The following is a 17,639-nucleotide window of genomic DNA, read 5'->3' on the forward strand; positions in this document are numbered from 1 at the left end:
GCCGGATATCAGGCAAGGCTGGCGGCATCGGCATCGAGGTCGGCGCGATCCCGTTGGCGCCTGACTTTGATACGCTTGCGCGCCGGCTTCAGGCTGCCCGCCAGGGCGATCAGCAGGAACACGATGGTCAGGCGCGGCACGTCGGTGATGGAATCGAACAGGCCCACCATCATGCAGCCGGTCAGGGCTGCCAGCGAGACGGCGGCATAGCTTTCGCCGGCCAGGCCGCGCGCCACCATGCGTCCGCCCAGCGCCAGCAGCAGGAAGGCTGTGGCCAGCGCGCCGACCCAGCCCAGTTCGAACAGCTGGTTGACCGCGAAATTCTTCACGTGCCATGGCATGTGGTTGCGGTCGCTGCTGAAGAACCAGAAATTGTTGCCGTCGCTGAAGTCGCCATTGCGTATCAGCTCGCGACCGCTGCCGGCTTCGACCAGGCTCACATTGTCCACTTCCAGCGGCGCCTTGTGCGAGTGGTTGTACAGCTCGAGCACCAGCGGCGCGCCCCAGCTGCTGCGTGCCCCGCGCACCGGCAGTTCGCCCTCCACCGTTTGCCAGCCGTCGGCCAGCGGCATGGCCTGGAATTTCACCACGCTGCAATCCTGCGGGTAGATCAGCCAGCGCTGGCATACCATGGCCACCGGCAGCGCATCGGCGCTCTTGCGCCGGATGGCGAGCCGGAAGCGGTAATGCTGGCCTGGCTGGACATCGACGTGCTGCAGCATGCGCAGCACTTCACCCCAGCCGCGCGCATACTGGGCCGCCCCCAGCAGCAGGTAACGGTTGCCAGGTTCGTCGGCATAGCTGAAGGTGCCAGGCACTTCGCCTTGCGTGTTGTGCCACATATAGGCAGTCGGGAAGCGGCCCAGTCCCTGGCCGAACGCCGTGGTCGTGGCGCTGTCGTCCATCATGGCCAGCGCATCGCTCCAATGCGTCACGCGCACGGCGAGGTCGCTGCCGACGGTGGCAAAACGGCTGCCGGTGTAATAACTGCTGGAAATCGGTATCAGGGCGGCGAACACGATGGCGCTGAAGAAGCCCACGGTCAGGCTGCCGCGGTTGAGCTGCCATGGCGGTCGCGGCAGCAGGCGGCTGGCGCCCATGGCCAGGGCCAGCACGACAGCCAGTGCGATGCCGGGCAGGGCGTCGTTGCCGCCGTAATGGCGCGCCACCAGGGCTGCTGCCAGCGCTTGCGCCGGCAGGGCTGCCGCCAGCAGCAGCACGCCCCAGGGGCGCTGCTGCTGCGGTCCGGCCGCCAGCAGGGCCGCGCTGCCGCCAGCGCACAGCAGGGCGATGCCGTAGGCCAGGTACGGGCCCTTGGCCAGCGGGCTGGACGAGCCCAGCATGCCAATCAGCCCCACCAGCAATAGCAGCAGCAGGCCGAGGCCGGCTGCGGCCGGCGGCTTGGGCAGGCGCGGCGCGGCGCCGCCCAGCAGCAGGGCAGTCGCCAGCAAGCCCAGGGCGGCGCCGAGGCCGCGATAGCCGCCGTGGGCAAACACCTGGCTCAGCACCCAATAGGCAATGGCCAGCAACAGCAGCGAAGCGGCCATGCTGCGCACGGACAGCGTGCCGCCGCGCACATGGTGGGCGGCGCCCAGCACCGCGATGACGGCGCCTGCCGCGGCATAGGCCAAGTAAATGTCGCGCGAAAAGGTGGTCAGGCCGGCAAACAGCCCCAGGCCAAGCGCGGCCAGCCCCAGCGCCAGGCGGCGCGGCGGCGGATGGTTGAGCAGCCATAGCGTGACGAAGGGGAAGGCCATCGCCAGGTAGGCATCGAGCGCCGCGCCGCCGGTATGCATGGCGGAAAACGGCGCCGTGGGGCGGTAGTCGCTGGAAAAATTGAACAGGCCGGGGAAGGCCATCCGTTCCCACACTACCGCCAGGCCGCAGGCCGCCAGGCCCACGATCATGCCGGGCACCAGCAGGCGCTGCAGGTTGCTGCCCTGCTCGCCGGCGGTCGCGCGCAGCAGCGGCAGCAGCAGCACCGGCCACAGCACGCCTTTCAGCACCCGCAAGCCGTTATAGGGGCTGGTGTAGTTGGCGAAGGAATTGGCGTCGAGCGGCGCCAGCGGCATCACGCCGCGCCAGGCCGCGACCAGGTAGCACAGCACAAACAGGCCGAGCGCGAAGCGCGCCAGGCCGGGCAGCTTGGTGGGCGCCGGCTCGCGCCCCAGCGCCCAGTAGCCGGCAGCGCAGGTGGCCAGCAGCAGCAAGTCCAGTTCTTCCAGGAAGAACCAGCCGGTCCACGGCGCAAAGTCCAGCACCGGCAGCAGGGCCGGTACGGCCAGCAGCCAGGCTTGCGGGCGCCACAGCAGCAGCGCCATGTAGCCGCTGAGCAGCATGGCCAGCGGCAGGCGCGGTGCCGGATACACGCTGGCCGCTGCCATCAGCAGCAGCAGGGCGGCGAACGCCGCGCCGCGCCGCGCCAGCAGCCGCATCATGGCTTGACGGGCGCTGGCGGCGTGGCCGCCGGGGCCGGGGCGGCGGCGGGCTGCTCGGCGCTGTTGCCGGCCTTGTCCTCGCCCTTGGCTTCCGGCTTGCTTTCCCCTTCAGGCGGCACCTCAGCCTTTTCTTCGGCCGGCGCTGGCGGCGGTTCCACCCATTTGCCGGCCTTGACCAGGGTCTGCTTCAGGGCCGGCAGCGGGAACTGCAGGGCGTAAGCCTTCTGGGCATAAGGCAGGGCCTGCTCGAACTTCTTCTGCTTGGCATAGATCAGGCCGATGTTGTAGTTGATGGCCGGGTCTTCCGGCGACAGCTCGAGTGCCTTTTGCAGCATTTCCATCGCCTGGCCCTGGCGCTCCTTGGCATAGGCAAAGCGCGCATACATCAGCCAGGCGTTGCTGTCGTCGGGGAAGAAGCGTACCGCACGCTCGAAATAGCATTCGATCGGCAGCTTGGCGCCCTCGATGATGCCGCTGCGGTTGCGCGGCGCCAGGCGCAAGGCGGTGTTCAGCGCCCGCGGATGGTTGGGGATGTGCAGCAGCGTGTATTCGAGGTCGGCGCCGAGCACGCTCGATTCGCCGCGGATGCCCTGCTCGATATCGTCGGTAAAGTGGCGCGCATGCACCAGCTTGATAAAGTAATCCGGCACGGTGCGGAAGTCGTGCTGGCCATTGGTGGCTTCGCCGCAGACCATGCGGGCGCTGCCGGGTACGGCAATGGCGTACAGGATGGCGGCCAGCGCCAGGAAACGGGTTTTCATACTTCCTCCGTGGAGCCGGCCGGGGCCGGCAGGGCCTGCGATTGGGGCAGCACGCTGTCGAGCATGCGTGCCAGTTCAACGGTGCGCGCCTGGCGCGATGCCGCGGCCACGGCGGCCGGCGCCGGCAGGGGCGCCTGGCCGGCGCGTGCCAGCTGCAGGAAGTGTAGCAGGCCGCGCTTGATGCCTTCGCTGTCGTCCAGCGGGGCGATGGTATCGACCCCGGCCGCGCGCAAGGTGGCGGCGGTATCGCCGACGGCATCGGTCAGGGCCAGGATCGGACGGCCGGCGCGCAGGTATTCATACAGCTTGGCCGGGATCTGGTGGTTGCAATTGCTGGCCTGCAGCACCAGCAAGCCGTCGGCCGCCAGCATTTCCGCCAGCGCCGCCTGGTAGGGCACGTGCGGCGCCAGGCTGACCAGGTCGCTGATCCCGTGCTCGGCCAGCAGGGCGCTGACGTAGTCGTCGTGGGCGGTGGCGCGCAGCACGATGTGCAGCTGGCTGGCATCGATGGCGCCGGCCGCCTTCAGTTCGGACAGGGCGCGCACCAGCGGCACCGGGTCGCGTTCCGAGGGGTAGATGATGCCGCTGTGCACCAGGGTGAAGGGCTGGCCGGCCGGGCGCGCGTGGCCGGCAGCCTGGGCGCCGGCGCTGCGGAAGTTTTCCTCGTCGTAGCCGTTCTCCAGCATGGTGAAGCGGCTGCGCGGCAGTTCCGGATAGCGCGTGGTATAGGTCACCACCGCGCTCGGTGTATTGCAGACCACCAGCGCCGCGTTGTGCACCGCCTTGCGTTCGATCCAGCGCCAGATGGCGCGCACGCGTGCGTCGCGCGGGTAGTTGGTGTCGGTCATCGGGTCGCGGAAATCGACCACCCACGGCAGGCGGGTCAGCTTGTGGAGCACCAGGCCGATCACGATCGCGCTGGCGATCGGGTGGGTACTCCACAGCACTTGCGGACGGTATTGCCGCACCAGCGACAGCCCGGCCGGAATGGCGCCCAGGCACCAGCCGACAAAGCGGTCGGGCCAGGCCGTAAAGCCCAGGTAGCGGCCGCGCCAGGCCAGGTGGCGCCCGGAATCGAGGGCGAAGGCGCGTTTGACCACCACTTGCGGCGGGATTTCCGCCAGCTGGTCCGGGCCCTGGTTGACGTAGGCGCGCGGGTGCGCCGACAGCACCAGCGGCTGCCAGCCCAGGGCCGGCAGGTATTGGGCGAACTTGAGCGTGCGCTGGATGCCGCTGCTGCCGCGCAGCGGCGGGAAGTGGAACGCCACCATCAGCACGCGCTTTACCATGCCTGCACCCATTGCGCAGTCCAGTCGGCCACCTGGTCGCGCCAGGCGCGGGTGGAGAAGGTGTGGTCTGCGCCGGCCAGCGTATGCTGCTGCACGGCGGGGCCCGCCAGCAATTGCTGCCAGCGGCGCGAAGCCTTGGTCATGTCGAGGAACTCCTGCGCCGTCAGGTCGGCGCCACTGAAAATGAACAGGACGCGGCCGCGGAAGCGCTGCATGGCCTCCAGCAGGCGCGCCGGCAAGTCGGCACTGAGCGGCGGCGCGCTGCCGTCGCGCGGGATGGCCGGCGCCGCCTGCGCGGGGGCGGCGGCCGGCGCCGGCTGGCGTGCCGCGCCCAGCATCCCGAGCAGGGAGCGCAAGGCGGCTCCGGCGGCAAAGCGGCCGCTGGCCACCTTGCGCCACAAGGCCGGATCGCGCAGGCGCTGCCAGTAATAATGCTTGAGGGTGCTGCGCGCCAGGCCGGCGGCCGTGCGGGCCCAGGGATTGAGCAGCACCAGGCCGCGCACGCGCGCGTCGCGATGGCCGTAGAACAGGGCGGCAGCGGCGCCGTCGCACAAGCCCCACAGCACCACTTCGCGCAGGCCGGGCACGGCAGCCTGGAAGGCGTCGATGGCGGCCGCGACATCGGCATCGACCTGCTCGAAGCCGCGCGCGGCGCCGTCGCTGTCGCCCATGCCGCGGTAATCGAAGCGCAAGACCGGGATGCCGCGCGCGGCCAGCTGGCGCGCCAGCAGGGTGAACTGGCGGTGGCTGCCGGCGCGGTACTGCGGCCCGCCGACAATCACCAGCACGCCGCGCGTGGCCGGGCCCGGCGCCGGGCTGAGGATGCCGACCAGGGTGTCGCCGCCGCAGGCAAAGCTGAGGGCCTGGTCGTCACGCATGGCAAGCCTCGTCCAGCAGCGCACAGGTGGCGGCCAGCAGGGCCGGCGCTTCGGCGATCTCCTGGGTGGCCCAGAACTGCGGGCCGGGCGCCAGGCGGGTGGCGGCGACGACGCCGGCCTCCTGCCAGGCCTTCAGCACGCGTGCCGCCGCCGGCGGCAGCGGGCGGCCCGCGTCCGCTACCACTTCGCACCAGTGCACCGGGCAGGGCGGCGGCAGGCGGCTGGCATCCAGGCCGTCAAAGCCCAGCGCCAGCGCCGGCGCCAGCGTATAGCCGGCAATTTCCAGCGCCTCGCCGCGCGCCAGGGCGGCGCGCAAGGCGGCCGTGCCGCCTTCGCCAGCCTGCTCGCCCAGCATCTGGGCGGCGACTTTCAGGCGCAGGAACTGGGTCAGGTGGGCGCTGCCCTGCAGCACTGGTTGCCACAGCAGCAGGGCCGAGGGCGCGACGGCGGCGCGGCTGGCATGGTCGAGCGCCAGCAGGGCGCCCAGGCGCAGGCCCCACAGGCCGGGCGGCTGCGCCAGAGCCGGCCCCAGCGTGACCGCCAGCCATTGCAGGCCGGCAGCGACATCGGCCAGCCAGCTGTCCCAGCTGGCGTCGCCGAAATCGCCGGCGCTGTCGCCGCAACCGTGCAGGTCGAGCTGCAGCACGGCATAGCCCTGGCGCGCCAGGGCTGCCGCCTGCAGCGCCGCCATGCGGCGCGCCTTGTTCATTTCTTCGCCCAGCGGCGGCAGGTACAGCCAGGCGCCGCGGCAGGGCGCTTGCGGGGCGTGGTACAGCCCGAAGCGGGCCGCGCCGCCCTGGCCGAGGAACAAAGGCTGTACCGGTGCCGCCATTACGCCGTCAGCTTGTGCTGTACGAAGGCGGCCAGGCTGCCCAGGGTGGCAAAGGTGGCCGCGTCGATTTCATCATCGTCGATGCTGAAGCCGAACTGCTCTTCCAGGGCCCCGATCAGTTGTACCACGGCCATCGAATCGAGCTCGGGCAGGCTGCCCAGCAGGGCCGAGTGTTCGGTCAGGCTGCGTCCGGCGGGACCGAGGGCCAGCACATCGGTCAGGATGGTCTTTACTTCTTCCAAATACATGCGTTACTCCGTAGCAGCAATAAAAATGACATGGTACATGGTCCGGGCAGCCGGCGGCCATCTGTCGACAATTGCATATTGTGCATCATTGTTGTCCATTATGGAACAGCGCCGCCGTTCCCTTGGCAGATGGCCCGCTCAGCCCGGCGCCACGGCCAGTCCGCTGCCGTGGCCGGCGCGGCGCTGGCGCAACAGGCCGCGCGCGGCAAGGTACAGGCGCAGCGCGGGCGCCAGCACATGGCGCCGGTTCAGCACTTCCAGCGTAAAGCAGGGATTTTCCTGCTCCATCCAGAGTCCCTTGTAGGGGTCGGCGCCCAGCATGAAATCGATGCGCTCGACCTGGTCGTGCCGGTAGACGTATTCGATCAGATGCCCGGTCAGCAGGCTGCCGGGCGAAAAGCGGTCGGCGTTGCAATCCTGGGCCAGCTTGAAGATATGGGCTACGCCCTCGTTGACCAGCCAGAGCTGGCTGGCCACCACCTGCTGGTCCAGGTACAGCAGGCCCAGGCGCAGGTAGCCGCGCGCGGCGCTCCACTGCATCAGCCAGTCGATGAAGGAGCGCGACGGTTCGCGCCCCTTCCAGCTATGGCTGTAGGTCGACCAGTAATGCTCCACTTGCTCCGGGGTGGGCGCGGTCACCACCTCGAAGCGGTGTGCCTCGCGGGCCAGCGCCTTGCCCTTGCGCTTGAGGGTGTTCAGCAGTTGCGAAGGGCGCTTGGCCCAGTAGCTGTCCAGGTCCGGGGCATAGGCCGAATAGTTGGCCGACAGCGGCACCCGCTGCACGGCATGGCCTTGCGCGGCCAGGCCTTCGCTGGCCTGGTCGGCCTGCTGCAGGCTGGCCGGCGCGGCGCTCAGCTTGAGCCAGCCCTTGTCGAGCTGGTCCAGCGCCTGCCGCAGCAATTGCCAGCTTTGCGGCGGCGACAGCAGCGCGCGGTCGATGAACAGGCCGACGCAGGGTGAATAGAAATTGCTCAGCAAGCGAACTTCCATGCTGCGCAGCAGGCCCGGCAGCCGTTCCACCGGCACCGCCAGGCAGGGCTGCTCGCCGCGCCAGGCAAACACCCAGCTGAAGCGGCGGCCGCTGTCCGGGTGCACTTCGCGCTCGAATTTCACCAGCGCCTCATACCAGTCCAGCGTGCAGAACAGCGGGTCCGGCTGGTGCGCGCGCAGCCAGCTGGCCAGTTCGGGCGGCAAGGGCTGGTCCATCGGCAGTTCGCGCACGCGCAGGGCGTTGTTGCGCTGTTCGCGCCCCTTCCCGAGCAGGCGCTGCAGGCGCGCCCGCAGGCGCCATGCCAGGCCGACTCGGCAGGCCTGCAGGAAGGGCCGCGGATCGCTGGCGCGCCAGTAGGTGAAGGACGGCCGCTTGCCGCCGTAGGGGCGCAGCGTGCGCTGGGCGCGCACGGCGCGCCAGTAGGACAGGGTGTCGTTCTCGGCGTCAAACCAGGTGACCGGGCCGCGCGGCGTGCCCGGCCGGGCACGCTGGCCGAGGGCCAGCTGGAATTCCTGGTAGACCTGGTTGAAGCCGGCCGCCACGCACAGCTCGAGCCAGAAGTCGGTGCGCCCGACCGTCGGCTCGATGACCCAGAAGCTGCCGTCCGGAGCGCGCTTGAGTTCTAGCGACACCGGACCCGACATGTCGAGGCCGGCGAAGAACTGGCGCGTCAGAGCCAGCACTTGCGGCTCGTCGACGCTTTCCGCCACCGTGGTCTGGCCGCGTGCCGGCGGGAACGAGGCGATCTTGCGGCCGACCATTTCCTGCACCACGGCGCCGCTGTCGAGCACGAGGGCGCCGAAATACAAGCTCTGGTCGTCGCCGGCAATGTATTCCTGGGCCAGGATCGGCAGGTCGCCCTGGTATTGCTGCAGCAGGGCCAGCAGTTCCGGCAGGGCCTGCGCCAGCGCCGTCTTGAACGAGGACAGCGGGCGCGCCGGTTTCAGGATCACCGGATAGCGGAAGCCGGCCACCGCGGACTCGGCCTCGTCGACGCTGTGCAGGGTGGCCGAGCGCGGATAGTTCAAGCCCTGGCTGCGGGCCGCCTGTTCCAGTTCGTTCTTGCGCTGCAGCCGCAGCACATGCTGCGCGCAAGCGGCCCAGCTCAGCAGATAATGCGGACGCAACTGTTCCAGGCCCTCGCCCATCTGGCGCACATGGGTGTCGTTGCTGGGGAAGAGCACCACCTGGCAGTCTTGCGGCAGGCGCGCGCGCAGGCTGGCCAGGGTGGGCACCAGGTCGCTCATCTCGGCTTCGCTGCACAGGAAAGTGTGCTGGATGGCATTGCTGCGTACGCCCGGCCGCCACGCATCCTTCTCCAGCGCGTACACTTCCACTCCCGCCTGGTGCAGGCCGCGCACCACGGACAAGCCGTGGCTGCACAGGCCGACCACCAGGGCGATTGCCGGCTTTTGCGGCGACGACGGGCTAACAGGATTTTTCACAACGCAGTTTGATTTTGCACAGAAAACCATATATTAAATGCAATACTCTTGCTTGTGCGCGGATTGTTGCAACAATCCTGCACCTGCCGCCGTTTGCAGGGTGATCCAGGGCAAGGATCCTATATTTTTGCAATATAATTAATGCAATCCCTATTGACGAAGTAATATGAGCGACCTGATCCATCAATTTATTTTTGCTTCGGCGCAACACACGCCCCAGGCCGAAGCCCTGGTCTACGGTGAGCGCCGCCTCGACTATGCCGCCCTGGCTGCCGCCGTGCAGGGCGCGGCCCATGGCCTGCTGGCGCGCGGCCTGCAGCGCAGCGAACGGGTCGCCGTCTACCTGGAAAAGAATATCGAGAACGTGGCCGCCATGTTTGGCGCGGCCCGCGCCGGCGGCGTCTTCGTGCCGGTCAATCCCCTGCTCAAGCCGGAGCAGGTCGGCTACATCCTGGGCGACTGCAATGTGCGGGTGCTGGTCACCTCGGCCGACCGCCTGCGCCTGCTGGCCGACATCCTGCCGTCCTGCCCCGACCTGCATACGGTGATCGTGACCGGCAAGGCGGAAGAGCTGCCCGGCTTCCCGCAACTGCACGTGCTGCCGTGGGCAGCTGCCATGCAGGACGCGCCGCCAGCTGCCGCGCACCGCTGCATCGACACCGACATGGCCGCCATTCTGTACACCTCGGGCAGCACCGGCCGCCCGAAAGGCGTGGTGCTGTCGCACCGTAATATGGTGGCCGGCGCCGTCAGCGTCTCCACCTACCTGGAGAACACGCCGGCCGACCGCCTGCTGGCCGTGCTGCCGCTGTCCTTCGACTACGGCCTGTCGCAGCTGACCACGGCTTTCCGCGTCGGCGCCACGGCGGTGCTGATCAACCACCTGTTCGCCAAGGATGTGCTGAACGCCGTGGTGGCGGAGAAAATCACCGGCCTGGCCGCCGTGCCGCCGCTGTGGATCCAGCTGGCGCCGCTGGCCTGGCCGGCCGACTGCACGCTGCGCTACCTGACCAATTCCGGCGGCGCCATGCAGCGCGCCACCCTCGACGCCCTGCGCGCCGCCCTGCCCAATGCCCAGCCTTTCCTGATGTATGGCCTGACCGAGGCCTTCCGCTCGACCTACCTGCCGCCGTCCGAACTGGCGCGCCGCCCCGACTCGATGGGCAAGGCCATCCCGAACGCGGAAGTGATGGTGCTGCGCCCGGACGGCAGCGAATGCGCGCCCAATGAGCCGGGCGAACTGGTGCACCGCGGCGCCCTGGTGTCGCTGGGCTACTGGAACGACCAGGCCAAGACGGCCGAGCGCTTCAAGCCCTACGCCTCGCCGCAATACGGCTTGCCGCTGGTGGAGATGGCGGTGTGGTCGGGCGACATCGTGCGCCGCGACGAAGAAGGCTTCCTGTATTTCATCAGCCGCAACGACGAGATGATCAAGACTTCCGGCTACCGCGTCAGCCCGACCGAGGTGGAAGAGGTGGTGTATGCGCGCGACAAGGTCGGCGAGGCGGCGGCGCTGGGCGTCAAGCACCCCGGCCTGGGCCAGGCCATCGTGCTGCTGGCCTACCCGCGCGCCGGCGAGAGCTTCACCGAGGCCGAGCTGCTGGCCGCCATCAAGCCGCACCTGCCGGCCTATATGCATCCGCAGAAGGTGGTGGTGTCGGCTACGCCGCTGCCGCGCAATCCGAACGGCAAGATCGACCGCAAGCTGCTGTCGACCCAGTACGAGCATATCTTTGCGGAGGGCGCATGAGCATGGAAGCCCCGCGTGTGCGCCCGCAGCACGCCCCGCTGCTGCAGTTCGCCGTCGACAATGATTGCCTGCTGATCGGCGGCATCCCGCTGCCGCGCCTGGCGGCCCGCGTCGGCCAGACCCCGTTCTACGCCTATTCGCGCACCGCCATGACGCAGCGCGTGGCCGAACTGCGCGCCGCGCTGCCGCACGACGTGCACCTGCATTACGCCATGAAGGCCAACCCGATGCCGGCGGTGGTGCAGCATATGGCCACCCTGGTGGACGGCATCGACGTCGCTTCCGGCGGCGAGCTGCGGGTGGCGCTCGACACCGTGATGGACCCGGCCAGGATCAGCTTTGCCGGCCCGGGCAAGGGCGAGGCCGAGCTGTCCTGCGCCATTGCCGCCGGCATCGTGCTGAACCTGGAATCGGAAGGCGAGATGGAGCGCGCCGCCGTGATCGGCCGGCGCCTGGGCATCGTGCCGAAAGTGAACGTGCGGGTGAACCCGGACTTCGAGCTGAAATCGTCCGGCATGAAGATGGGCGGCGGCCCCAAGCAGTTTGGCGTCGATGCCGAGCGCGTACCGGCCATGCTGGCGCAGATCGGCGCGCTGGGCCTGGATTTCCATGGCTTCCACATCTTCAGCGGTTCGCAGAACCTGAAGGCGGCCGCGCTGCAGGAGGCGCATGAAAAGACCTTCGCGCTGGCGCTGCGCCTGGCCGAGGCGGCGCCGCGCGCGCCGCGCATCCTGAACATCGGCGGCGGCTTCGGCATCCCCTATTTCCCGGGCGAAGAGCGGCTCGACCTGCAAGCCGTGGGCCGCAACCTGGCACGCATCATGGATGAAGTGCGGCCGCGCCTGCAGGGCGCCGACGTGGTGATCGAGCTGGGCCGTTACCTGGTGGGCGAAGCCGGCGCCTATGTCTGCCGCGTGGTCGACCGCAAGGAATCGCGCGGCCAGGTCTTCCTGGTGACCGATGGCGGCCTGCACCATCATCTGTCGGCCTCCGGCAACTTCGGCCAGGTGATCCGCAAGAATTATCCGGTGCTGATCGGCAGCCGGGTGGCCGGCGGGCCGCGCGAGCTGGCCTCGGTGGTCGGCCCGCTGTGCACCCCGCTCGACCTGCTGGCGGACCAGATGGAACTGGGCCAGGCGCAGGCCGGCGACCTGGTGGTGGTATTGCAATCGGGCGCCTATGGCGCCACGGCCAGCCCGGCGGCTTTCCTGAGCCACCCGGCGGCGGTCGAAGTCTTCGTGTAAGCGGAAGGGAAGCGTATGAGCGGGATCTGTGGATGGATAGGGCTGGCCGCTGCGCCGGAATTGCTGCAGCAGATGGCGGCGCCGCTGTTGCGCTTCGACCAGGGCACGCTGCATGCCCGTTCCGGCCAGCGCAGCGGCGTGGCCGTGGCGGCGCTGGACGGCAGCGCCGACGTGTTCCAGCGCGACGGCCTGCTGGTGGCCCTGTGGGGCCAGCCGCGCCTGGTCGACCCGGGGCTGGCGGCCCAGGCTGCCGGCCAGGGCGTGGCCGCCACGGTTGCCACCCTGTGGTCGCAGGGCGCGCAGCGCACCTGCGACCAGATCCACGGCTGCTTCACCCTGGCCATCCTCGATGAACGCAGCGGCGAAGCCTTGCTGGCCACCGACCGCATGGGCATCCAGCCGCTGAGCTGGCAACTGGCTGGCGAAACCCTGGTCTTTGCCAGTTCGGCCGATGCGCTGGTGCGCCACCCGCTGACGCCCGGCGTGCTCGACCACCAGGGCTTGTACAACTACGTGTATTTCCACATGGTGCCCTCGCCCGGCACCGTGTACCAGGGCCAGCAGCGGCTGCTGCCCGGCCGCTACCTGCACTACCGCCAGGGCCGTGTCGAAGAGCACACTTATTGGCGCATGCAGTTCGAAGAAGAGGGCAAGCGCACGTTTGGCGAGCTGAAGGAAGAATTCCTGTCGGTGCTGCGCCACAGCGTCAAGGAGGCGGCGGGCGGGCGCAAGGTGGGCGCCTTCCTGTCGGGCGGCACCGACAGCTCGACCATCGCCGGCCTGCTGACCCAGGTTGGCGGCGTGGCGGCCGATACCTACTCGATCGGTTTCGAAGCCCAGGGCTACGACGAGATGGAATACGCGCGCATCGCCTCGCGCCATTTCGGCACCCGGCACCATGAATACTACGTGACGCCGGACGACGTGGCGAACGCCATCCCGCAAGTGGCGGCCGTGTTCGACCAGCCCTTCGGCAACGCCTCGGCGGTGCCGGCTTTCTACTGCGCGCGCATGGCCAAGGCCGACGGCGTGCAGCGCATGTTCGGCGGCGACGGCGGCGACGAACTGTTCGGCGGCAACGAGCGCTATGCCAAGCAGCACGTGTTCGAGCTATACGAGCGGGTGCCGCGCCTGGTGCGCAAGGCCCTGCTGGAGCCGGCCGTGTTCAACTTCCCCGGCGGCGAGCGGGTGCGCCTGCTGCGCAAGGCGCGCAGCTATATCGAACAAGCCTCGGTCGGCATGCCGGCGCGCCTGGAAACGTATAACCTGCTGGGCCGCTACGGCCCGCAGCAAGTGTTCACCGACGACTTCCTGGCTGCCGCCGACATCGGCAACCCGATTGCCACCCTGGAACGCAACTACGGCCGCAGCGAAGCGCGGTCCCTGATCAACCGCATGCTGGCGCTGGACTTGCAGATCACCCTGGCCGACAACGACTTGCCGAAAGTGATGAAGGCTTGCGAGCTGGCCGGGGTGGAAGCGGCCTTCCCCTTCCTGCACGATGCGGTTGTGGCTTTTTCGGCCGGCCTGACCCCGCAGCAGAAGCTGAACGGCACCCAGTTGCGCTGGTTCTTCAAGGAAGCATTGCGCGGCTTCTTGCCTGATGCCATCATCACCAAGCAGAAGCACGGTTTCGGCCTGCCGTTCGGCGTCTGGCTGCAGCAGCACCAGGCCTTGCAGCAGCTGGCCGCGGACAGCCTGAGCGACCTCAAGGCGCGCAAGGTGGTGCGCGGCGAATTCATCGAACAGCTGGTCGGCACCCACCTGAAAGAGCATGCCGGCTACCATGGCACCATGGTCTGGGTGCTGATGATGCTGGAGCAATGGTTCCGTGCCCACCGCAACGCATCATAACGAGATCACCAAACTGAGGGAGAACATGGGACATCGCGTAACCCGGCTGGCCGTCGCCGCCACTCTGGCCGCCAGCGCATTGCTGGCCGGCTGCAAATCGGACACCGCGGACAGCCTGCTGGCCGACGCCAGGCAGCTGCAGCAGAAAGGCGACCGCAAGGGCGCCCAGATCCAGCTCAAGAATGCGCTGGCCAAGGACCCCAATAACGGCGAGGCGCGCTACCAGCTCGGCAAGCTGTCGCTGCAGATGGGCGACCCGGTCTCGGCGGAAAAGGAAGCGCGCCGCGCCCTCGAACTGAAATACCAGCCGGCCGAGAGCGAACTGCTGCTGGCCGAGGCGCTGCTGCGCCTGGGCGACTTGCAGAAGATGCTCGATGAAACGGAAAAATTCCAGCAAAGCCCGGCCCTGCTGGCCTTGCGCGGCGAAGCCCTGATCGGCTTGCGCAAGCTCGACGAGGCGAAAAAGGAATTCCAATCGGCCCTGGAAGCCGAGCCCAATAGTGCAGATGCGCTGACCGGCATGGCGCGCCTGGCGGCCATCGGCAACGACCTGGAGGGCGCGCGTGCGCTGACCGAGCAGGCCATTGCCAAGGATGGCGGTAACATCAATGCGCTGACCTTCAAGGGCGAGTTGCTGCGGGCCCAGTCCAAGCCGGAAGAAGCGCGCGCCGCGTTTGCCGAAGTGATCAAGTTGGACCCGACCAACAGCGGCGCCAACCTGGAACAGGCTTATCTCGACATCGTGGCCGGCAAGTTCGACTCCGCCCAGGCTGCCATCAACGCGGCCAAGAAGACGGCGCCGCGCAGCCTGAGCACCTTGTACACCCAGGCCTTGCTCGACTATTCGCGCGGCAATTACAAGGCGGCGCGCGACAACCTGCAGGCGCTGGCCAAGAGTGCGCCAAACCATCCGCCCAGCCTGCTGCTGTCGGGCGCGGTGGATTTCCAGCTGGGCAGCCTGAAGCAGGGCGAAGCCAAGCTGCGCACCTATACTGAAATGGACCCGGGCAATGCCTTCGCCCGCAAGCTGCTGGCGGCGACCCTGCTGCGCGGCAACAACCCGGCCGAAGCCCAGAAAGTGCTGGAGCCGGCCCTGAAGGGCGCGGTCAGCGATGTCAGCCTGCTGGAACTGGCGGCCCAGGCCCACCTGCTGCAGCGGGAACCGGCCAAGGCGGTCGCCCTGCTGGAACAGGCCATCGAGCTGAACCCGAAACGCGCCGCCAGCTACATCGCGCTGGGCGGCGCCCGCGTGGCGATGGGCGAGCGCGACAAGGGCATCGCCATGCTGAACAAGGCGCTCGAGCTGGAGCCCGGCTCGCTGCCGGCCGCCACGGCGCTGGCGCGCACCCAGCTTGCCATCGGCAACTACGACCAGGCCCTGGCCGTGCTGGCCAAGCAGGAAGCCGCGCACGGCAAGGAGCCGGAGTTGTTCGTACTGCGCGGCCACGTGCTGCTGGCCAAGCAGGACCAGGCCGGCGCCCGTGCTGCCTTCAGCAAGGCGGTGGAACTGGCGCCGGCCAGCTATGCCGCGGTGGTCACCCTGGCCCAGCTCGAGCTGATGGAGCAAAAGCCGGAGGCGGCGCGCCAGCACATGCTGAAGCTGCTGGAAAAGGACAAGGACAATGTCGCTGCCATGACCGCCCTGGCCCAGATGGCCGAGCGCGCCAAAAAGCGCGACGAAGCGGCGCAGTGGCTGGAAAAAGCCGCCACGGTCGATCCCGATGCGCTGGTGCCGGCCGTGCGCCTGGGCGCCCATTATCTGCTGAACAGCCAGGGGGCCAAGGCCGCCGAGCATATGCGCAAGGTGCTGCTGGTGCACCCGGCCGCGCCGCTGGCGCTGGAAGTCATGGGCCGTGCCCAGCAGATGTCCGGCGACCTGGACGGCGCCTATGAAACCTATAGCAAGCTGGCCGGCGCAGCGCCCAGGGCGCCGCAGGCCCAGCTGTACCTGGCCAGCGTCCAGGTACAGAAAAAGGATTTGCCGGGCGCCCAGGCCAGCGTGAAGAAGGCGCTGGGGCTGGACCCGAATTCGGTGCCGGGCCATATGATGCAAGCCGACCTGGCCGTGCTGCAGGGCAAGCCGGACGAGGCCCTGGCCATCGCGCGCAAGCTGCAAAAATCGCAGCCCAAGCTGCCCAGCGGCTTCCTGCTGGAGGGCGACCTGCAGCTGAGAGCCGGCAAGCCGGCGCTTGCCGTGGCGCCATACCAGCAAGCGTACGCCTTGGCGGCGCGGCCGGAAGTGTTGCTCAAGCTCACCTCGGCCCTGCGCGCCGCCAACCGCGGCGCCGAGGCCGATGCCGAGGTGGCTGCCTGGCGCAACGCGCATCCGGACGAACCGTTCGGCCTCATGTACGCAGCCGAGCAAAACATCGCGGCCAAGCAATACAAGGCTGCCATCGGCCAGCTGGAAACCGTGCTGGCCAAGCAGCCCGAGAACGTGCTGGCGCTGAACAACCTGGCCTGGTCCTACCAGCAGGCCAAGGACAAGCGCGCCCTGGCGACGGCCGAGAAGGCGCAGCAGCTGGGCGGCGACAACCCGACCATCATGGATACCCTGGGCTGGATCCTGGCCGAGCAGAACCAGCTTGACCGCGCCCTGGCAGTCCTGAAGAAGGCCAGCGAGCTGGCGCCCAAAGCTGCCGATATCCGCGGCCACTATGCGGCCACGCTGTGGAAAAAGGGCGACAAGGCCGCTGCGCGCAGGGAATTGCAGGCAGCCATGGCCGATGCCCGCTTCGCCCAGACCGACGAAGCACGTGACTTGCAAAAGCAATTTGAATAAGTAACAACTTCTGCGCCCTGCAACCCGCATGCGCCTGGCCGCATGCGGGCATCCCTCCTCTCAGTCTATTGTGCAGTTGAAAACAGTAGAGTCTTTTTCACAACATTTACTTCATGGGTATTGTGTGGCGGGCGCTAGCATGACACCATGTGCGGAGTTAGTAATTTTTACATAACTCGCTTGCAATCCGCTACATTTTCGTCCCGGCATCAATCGTGCGCGCCCCCGCAAGTGTAATCAACTATATTTTGCCGTTGAGCACGGCGTCCGCGCCGCTCGCCGTGCTCATTGGCCGTGGCCAGCCGTAAGGCTGGCGAGTGCCAAAGGAGGATACAGCCATGAATGGAACTGCTGTCCCAGTGCTGGAAGCCGAGCCTGTCCGCAAGACTCCAGCCGATTCCCATGCGCGCGCCACGCTCGAGGACTTGCTTCCGGAAAATATGGAAGACCTGGTCACCGACGAAAAATCATTTGGTATCCGCATGATCGATACGGTCGAAGGCCGCAGCAAGGCCAGCCTGCTAATCAACAAAATGTACTCCTGGCGAGGCTATGCCGGGACCCACAAGCTTACTGACGATCCGAACCGGATCACGCTCACCGCCAGCGACAAGGGCGAAGTGGTCGGCACCCTGACCCTGGGGCTGGACTCGCCAATCGGCATCATGGCCGATGAAATTTTCAAGGAAGAGGTCGATTCGGTGCGCATGATCCCGGGCGCCCGCGTCTGTGAAATCACCAAGCTGGCGTTCGACAACGGCGGCAGCAAATCGCAGATGGCTTCGCTGTTCCATCTGTCGGTGATTTATGCGCGCGACCTGCACCACTGCACCCACATCTTCATTGAAATCAACCCGCGCCACCGCCGCTTCTACGAAGCCATGCTTGGCTTCAAGCGCCTGGGGGAACTGAAGACCAACCCGCGGGTCGACGCCCCGGCCTACCTGCTGGTGGTGGAACTGGACTATGTCAGCCAGCAGATCGAAAAATACGGCGGCCAGGGCGCGGACATGGCCATGTCCGCGCGCTCGTTCTACCCGCTGTTCTATTCGCCGCGCGAAGAACGCGGCATTATCCGGCGCCTGAAGAACATCCAATAGTCTATTGAGATTTGATAGTCGATTGAC

Annotated in this window: 12 protein-coding genes; 5 read left to right on the plus strand and 7 right to left on the minus strand. The window is 67.8% G+C overall.

Annotation, left to right across the window (positions count from 1 at the left end; translation table 11 throughout):
• Window positions 1-8: 8 nt before the first annotated feature.
• From ACN9MZ_RS02640 to ACN9MZ_RS02670, 7 genes are all read right to left on the minus strand, one after another.
• Window positions 9-2,438 carry a hypothetical protein gene (locus ACN9MZ_RS02640; protein ID WP_426340777.1) on the minus strand — a complete coding sequence of 810 codons (2,430 nt, stop codon included), beginning with the start codon at window positions 2,436-2,438 and terminating at the stop codon, window positions 9-11.
• On the minus strand, window positions 2,435-3,199 hold the full coding sequence (locus ACN9MZ_RS02645) for a tetratricopeptide repeat protein (RefSeq protein ID WP_426340778.1): 765 nt from the start codon (window positions 3,197-3,199) through the stop codon (window positions 2,435-2,437). The genes ACN9MZ_RS02640 and ACN9MZ_RS02645 overlap by 4 nt, the downstream gene beginning before the upstream one ends.
• The gene (locus ACN9MZ_RS02650) at window positions 3,196-4,500 is read right to left on the minus strand and encodes a glycosyltransferase (RefSeq protein WP_426340779.1); all 1,305 of its coding nucleotides are present in this window, start codon (window positions 4,498-4,500) and stop codon (window positions 3,196-3,198) included. The genes ACN9MZ_RS02645 and ACN9MZ_RS02650 overlap by 4 nt, the downstream gene beginning before the upstream one ends.
• Window positions 4,482-5,366 carry a hydrolase 1, exosortase A system-associated gene (locus tag ACN9MZ_RS02655; protein WP_426167269.1) on the minus strand — a complete coding sequence of 295 codons (885 nt, stop codon included), beginning with the start codon at window positions 5,364-5,366 and terminating at the stop codon, window positions 4,482-4,484. Before ACN9MZ_RS02655 ends, ACN9MZ_RS02650 begins: the two co-directional genes overlap by 19 nt.
• Window positions 5,359-6,198 carry a hydrolase 2, exosortase A system-associated gene (locus ACN9MZ_RS02660; protein ID WP_426340780.1) on the minus strand — a complete coding sequence of 280 codons (840 nt, stop codon included), beginning with the start codon at window positions 6,196-6,198 and terminating at the stop codon, window positions 5,359-5,361. The genes ACN9MZ_RS02655 and ACN9MZ_RS02660 overlap by 8 nt, the downstream gene beginning before the upstream one ends.
• Window positions 6,198-6,446: an acyl carrier protein gene (locus ACN9MZ_RS02665; RefSeq protein ID WP_426167273.1), complete on the minus strand. Its 249-nt coding sequence runs from the start codon at window positions 6,444-6,446 to the stop codon at window positions 6,198-6,200. Before ACN9MZ_RS02665 ends, ACN9MZ_RS02660 begins: the two co-directional genes overlap by 1 nt.
• A 138-nt stretch (window positions 6,447-6,584) precedes the next feature.
• The gene (locus ACN9MZ_RS02670; protein ID WP_426340781.1) at window positions 6,585-8,882 is read right to left on the minus strand and encodes a GNAT family N-acetyltransferase; all 2,298 of its coding nucleotides are present in this window, start codon (window positions 8,880-8,882) and stop codon (window positions 6,585-6,587) included.
• 166 nt (window positions 8,883-9,048) lie between these two features.
• Between ACN9MZ_RS02670 and ACN9MZ_RS02675 the strand changes: the two genes are divergently transcribed.
• From ACN9MZ_RS02675 to ACN9MZ_RS02695, 5 genes are all read left to right on the plus strand, one after another.
• Window positions 9,049-10,632 carry an acyl-CoA ligase (AMP-forming), exosortase A system-associated gene (locus ACN9MZ_RS02675; protein WP_426340782.1) on the plus strand — a complete coding sequence of 528 codons (1,584 nt, stop codon included), beginning with the start codon at window positions 9,049-9,051 and terminating at the stop codon, window positions 10,630-10,632.
• On the plus strand, window positions 10,629-11,876 hold the full coding sequence (locus ACN9MZ_RS02680; RefSeq protein WP_426340783.1) for a pyridoxal-dependent decarboxylase, exosortase A system-associated: 1,248 nt from the start codon (window positions 10,629-10,631) through the stop codon (window positions 11,874-11,876). The genes ACN9MZ_RS02675 and ACN9MZ_RS02680 overlap by 4 nt, the downstream gene beginning before the upstream one ends.
• A gap of 15 nt (window positions 11,877-11,891) precedes the next feature.
• On the plus strand, window positions 11,892-13,730 hold the full coding sequence (locus ACN9MZ_RS02685; protein WP_426340784.1) for an asparagine synthetase B family protein: 1,839 nt from the start codon (window positions 11,892-11,894) through the stop codon (window positions 13,728-13,730).
• Window positions 13,731-13,755: 25 nt separating this feature from the next.
• Entirely contained in the window at window positions 13,756-16,512 is a 2,757-nt protein-coding gene (gene prsT / locus ACN9MZ_RS02690; protein ID WP_426340785.1) for an XrtA/PEP-CTERM system TPR-repeat protein PrsT, read from the plus strand.
• A 338-nt stretch (window positions 16,513-16,850) separates the two neighbouring features.
• Window positions 16,851-17,612, plus strand: coding sequence for an N-acyl amino acid synthase FeeM domain-containing protein (locus ACN9MZ_RS02695; RefSeq protein WP_426340786.1), 762 nt, complete (start codon window positions 16,851-16,853; stop codon window positions 17,610-17,612).
• Window positions 17,613-17,639 lie beyond the last annotated feature (27 nt).

Source organism: Pseudoduganella sp. S-14, from assembly GCF_049913285.1.
Lineage (GTDB): Bacteria > Pseudomonadota > Gammaproteobacteria > Burkholderiales > Burkholderiaceae_D > Rugamonas.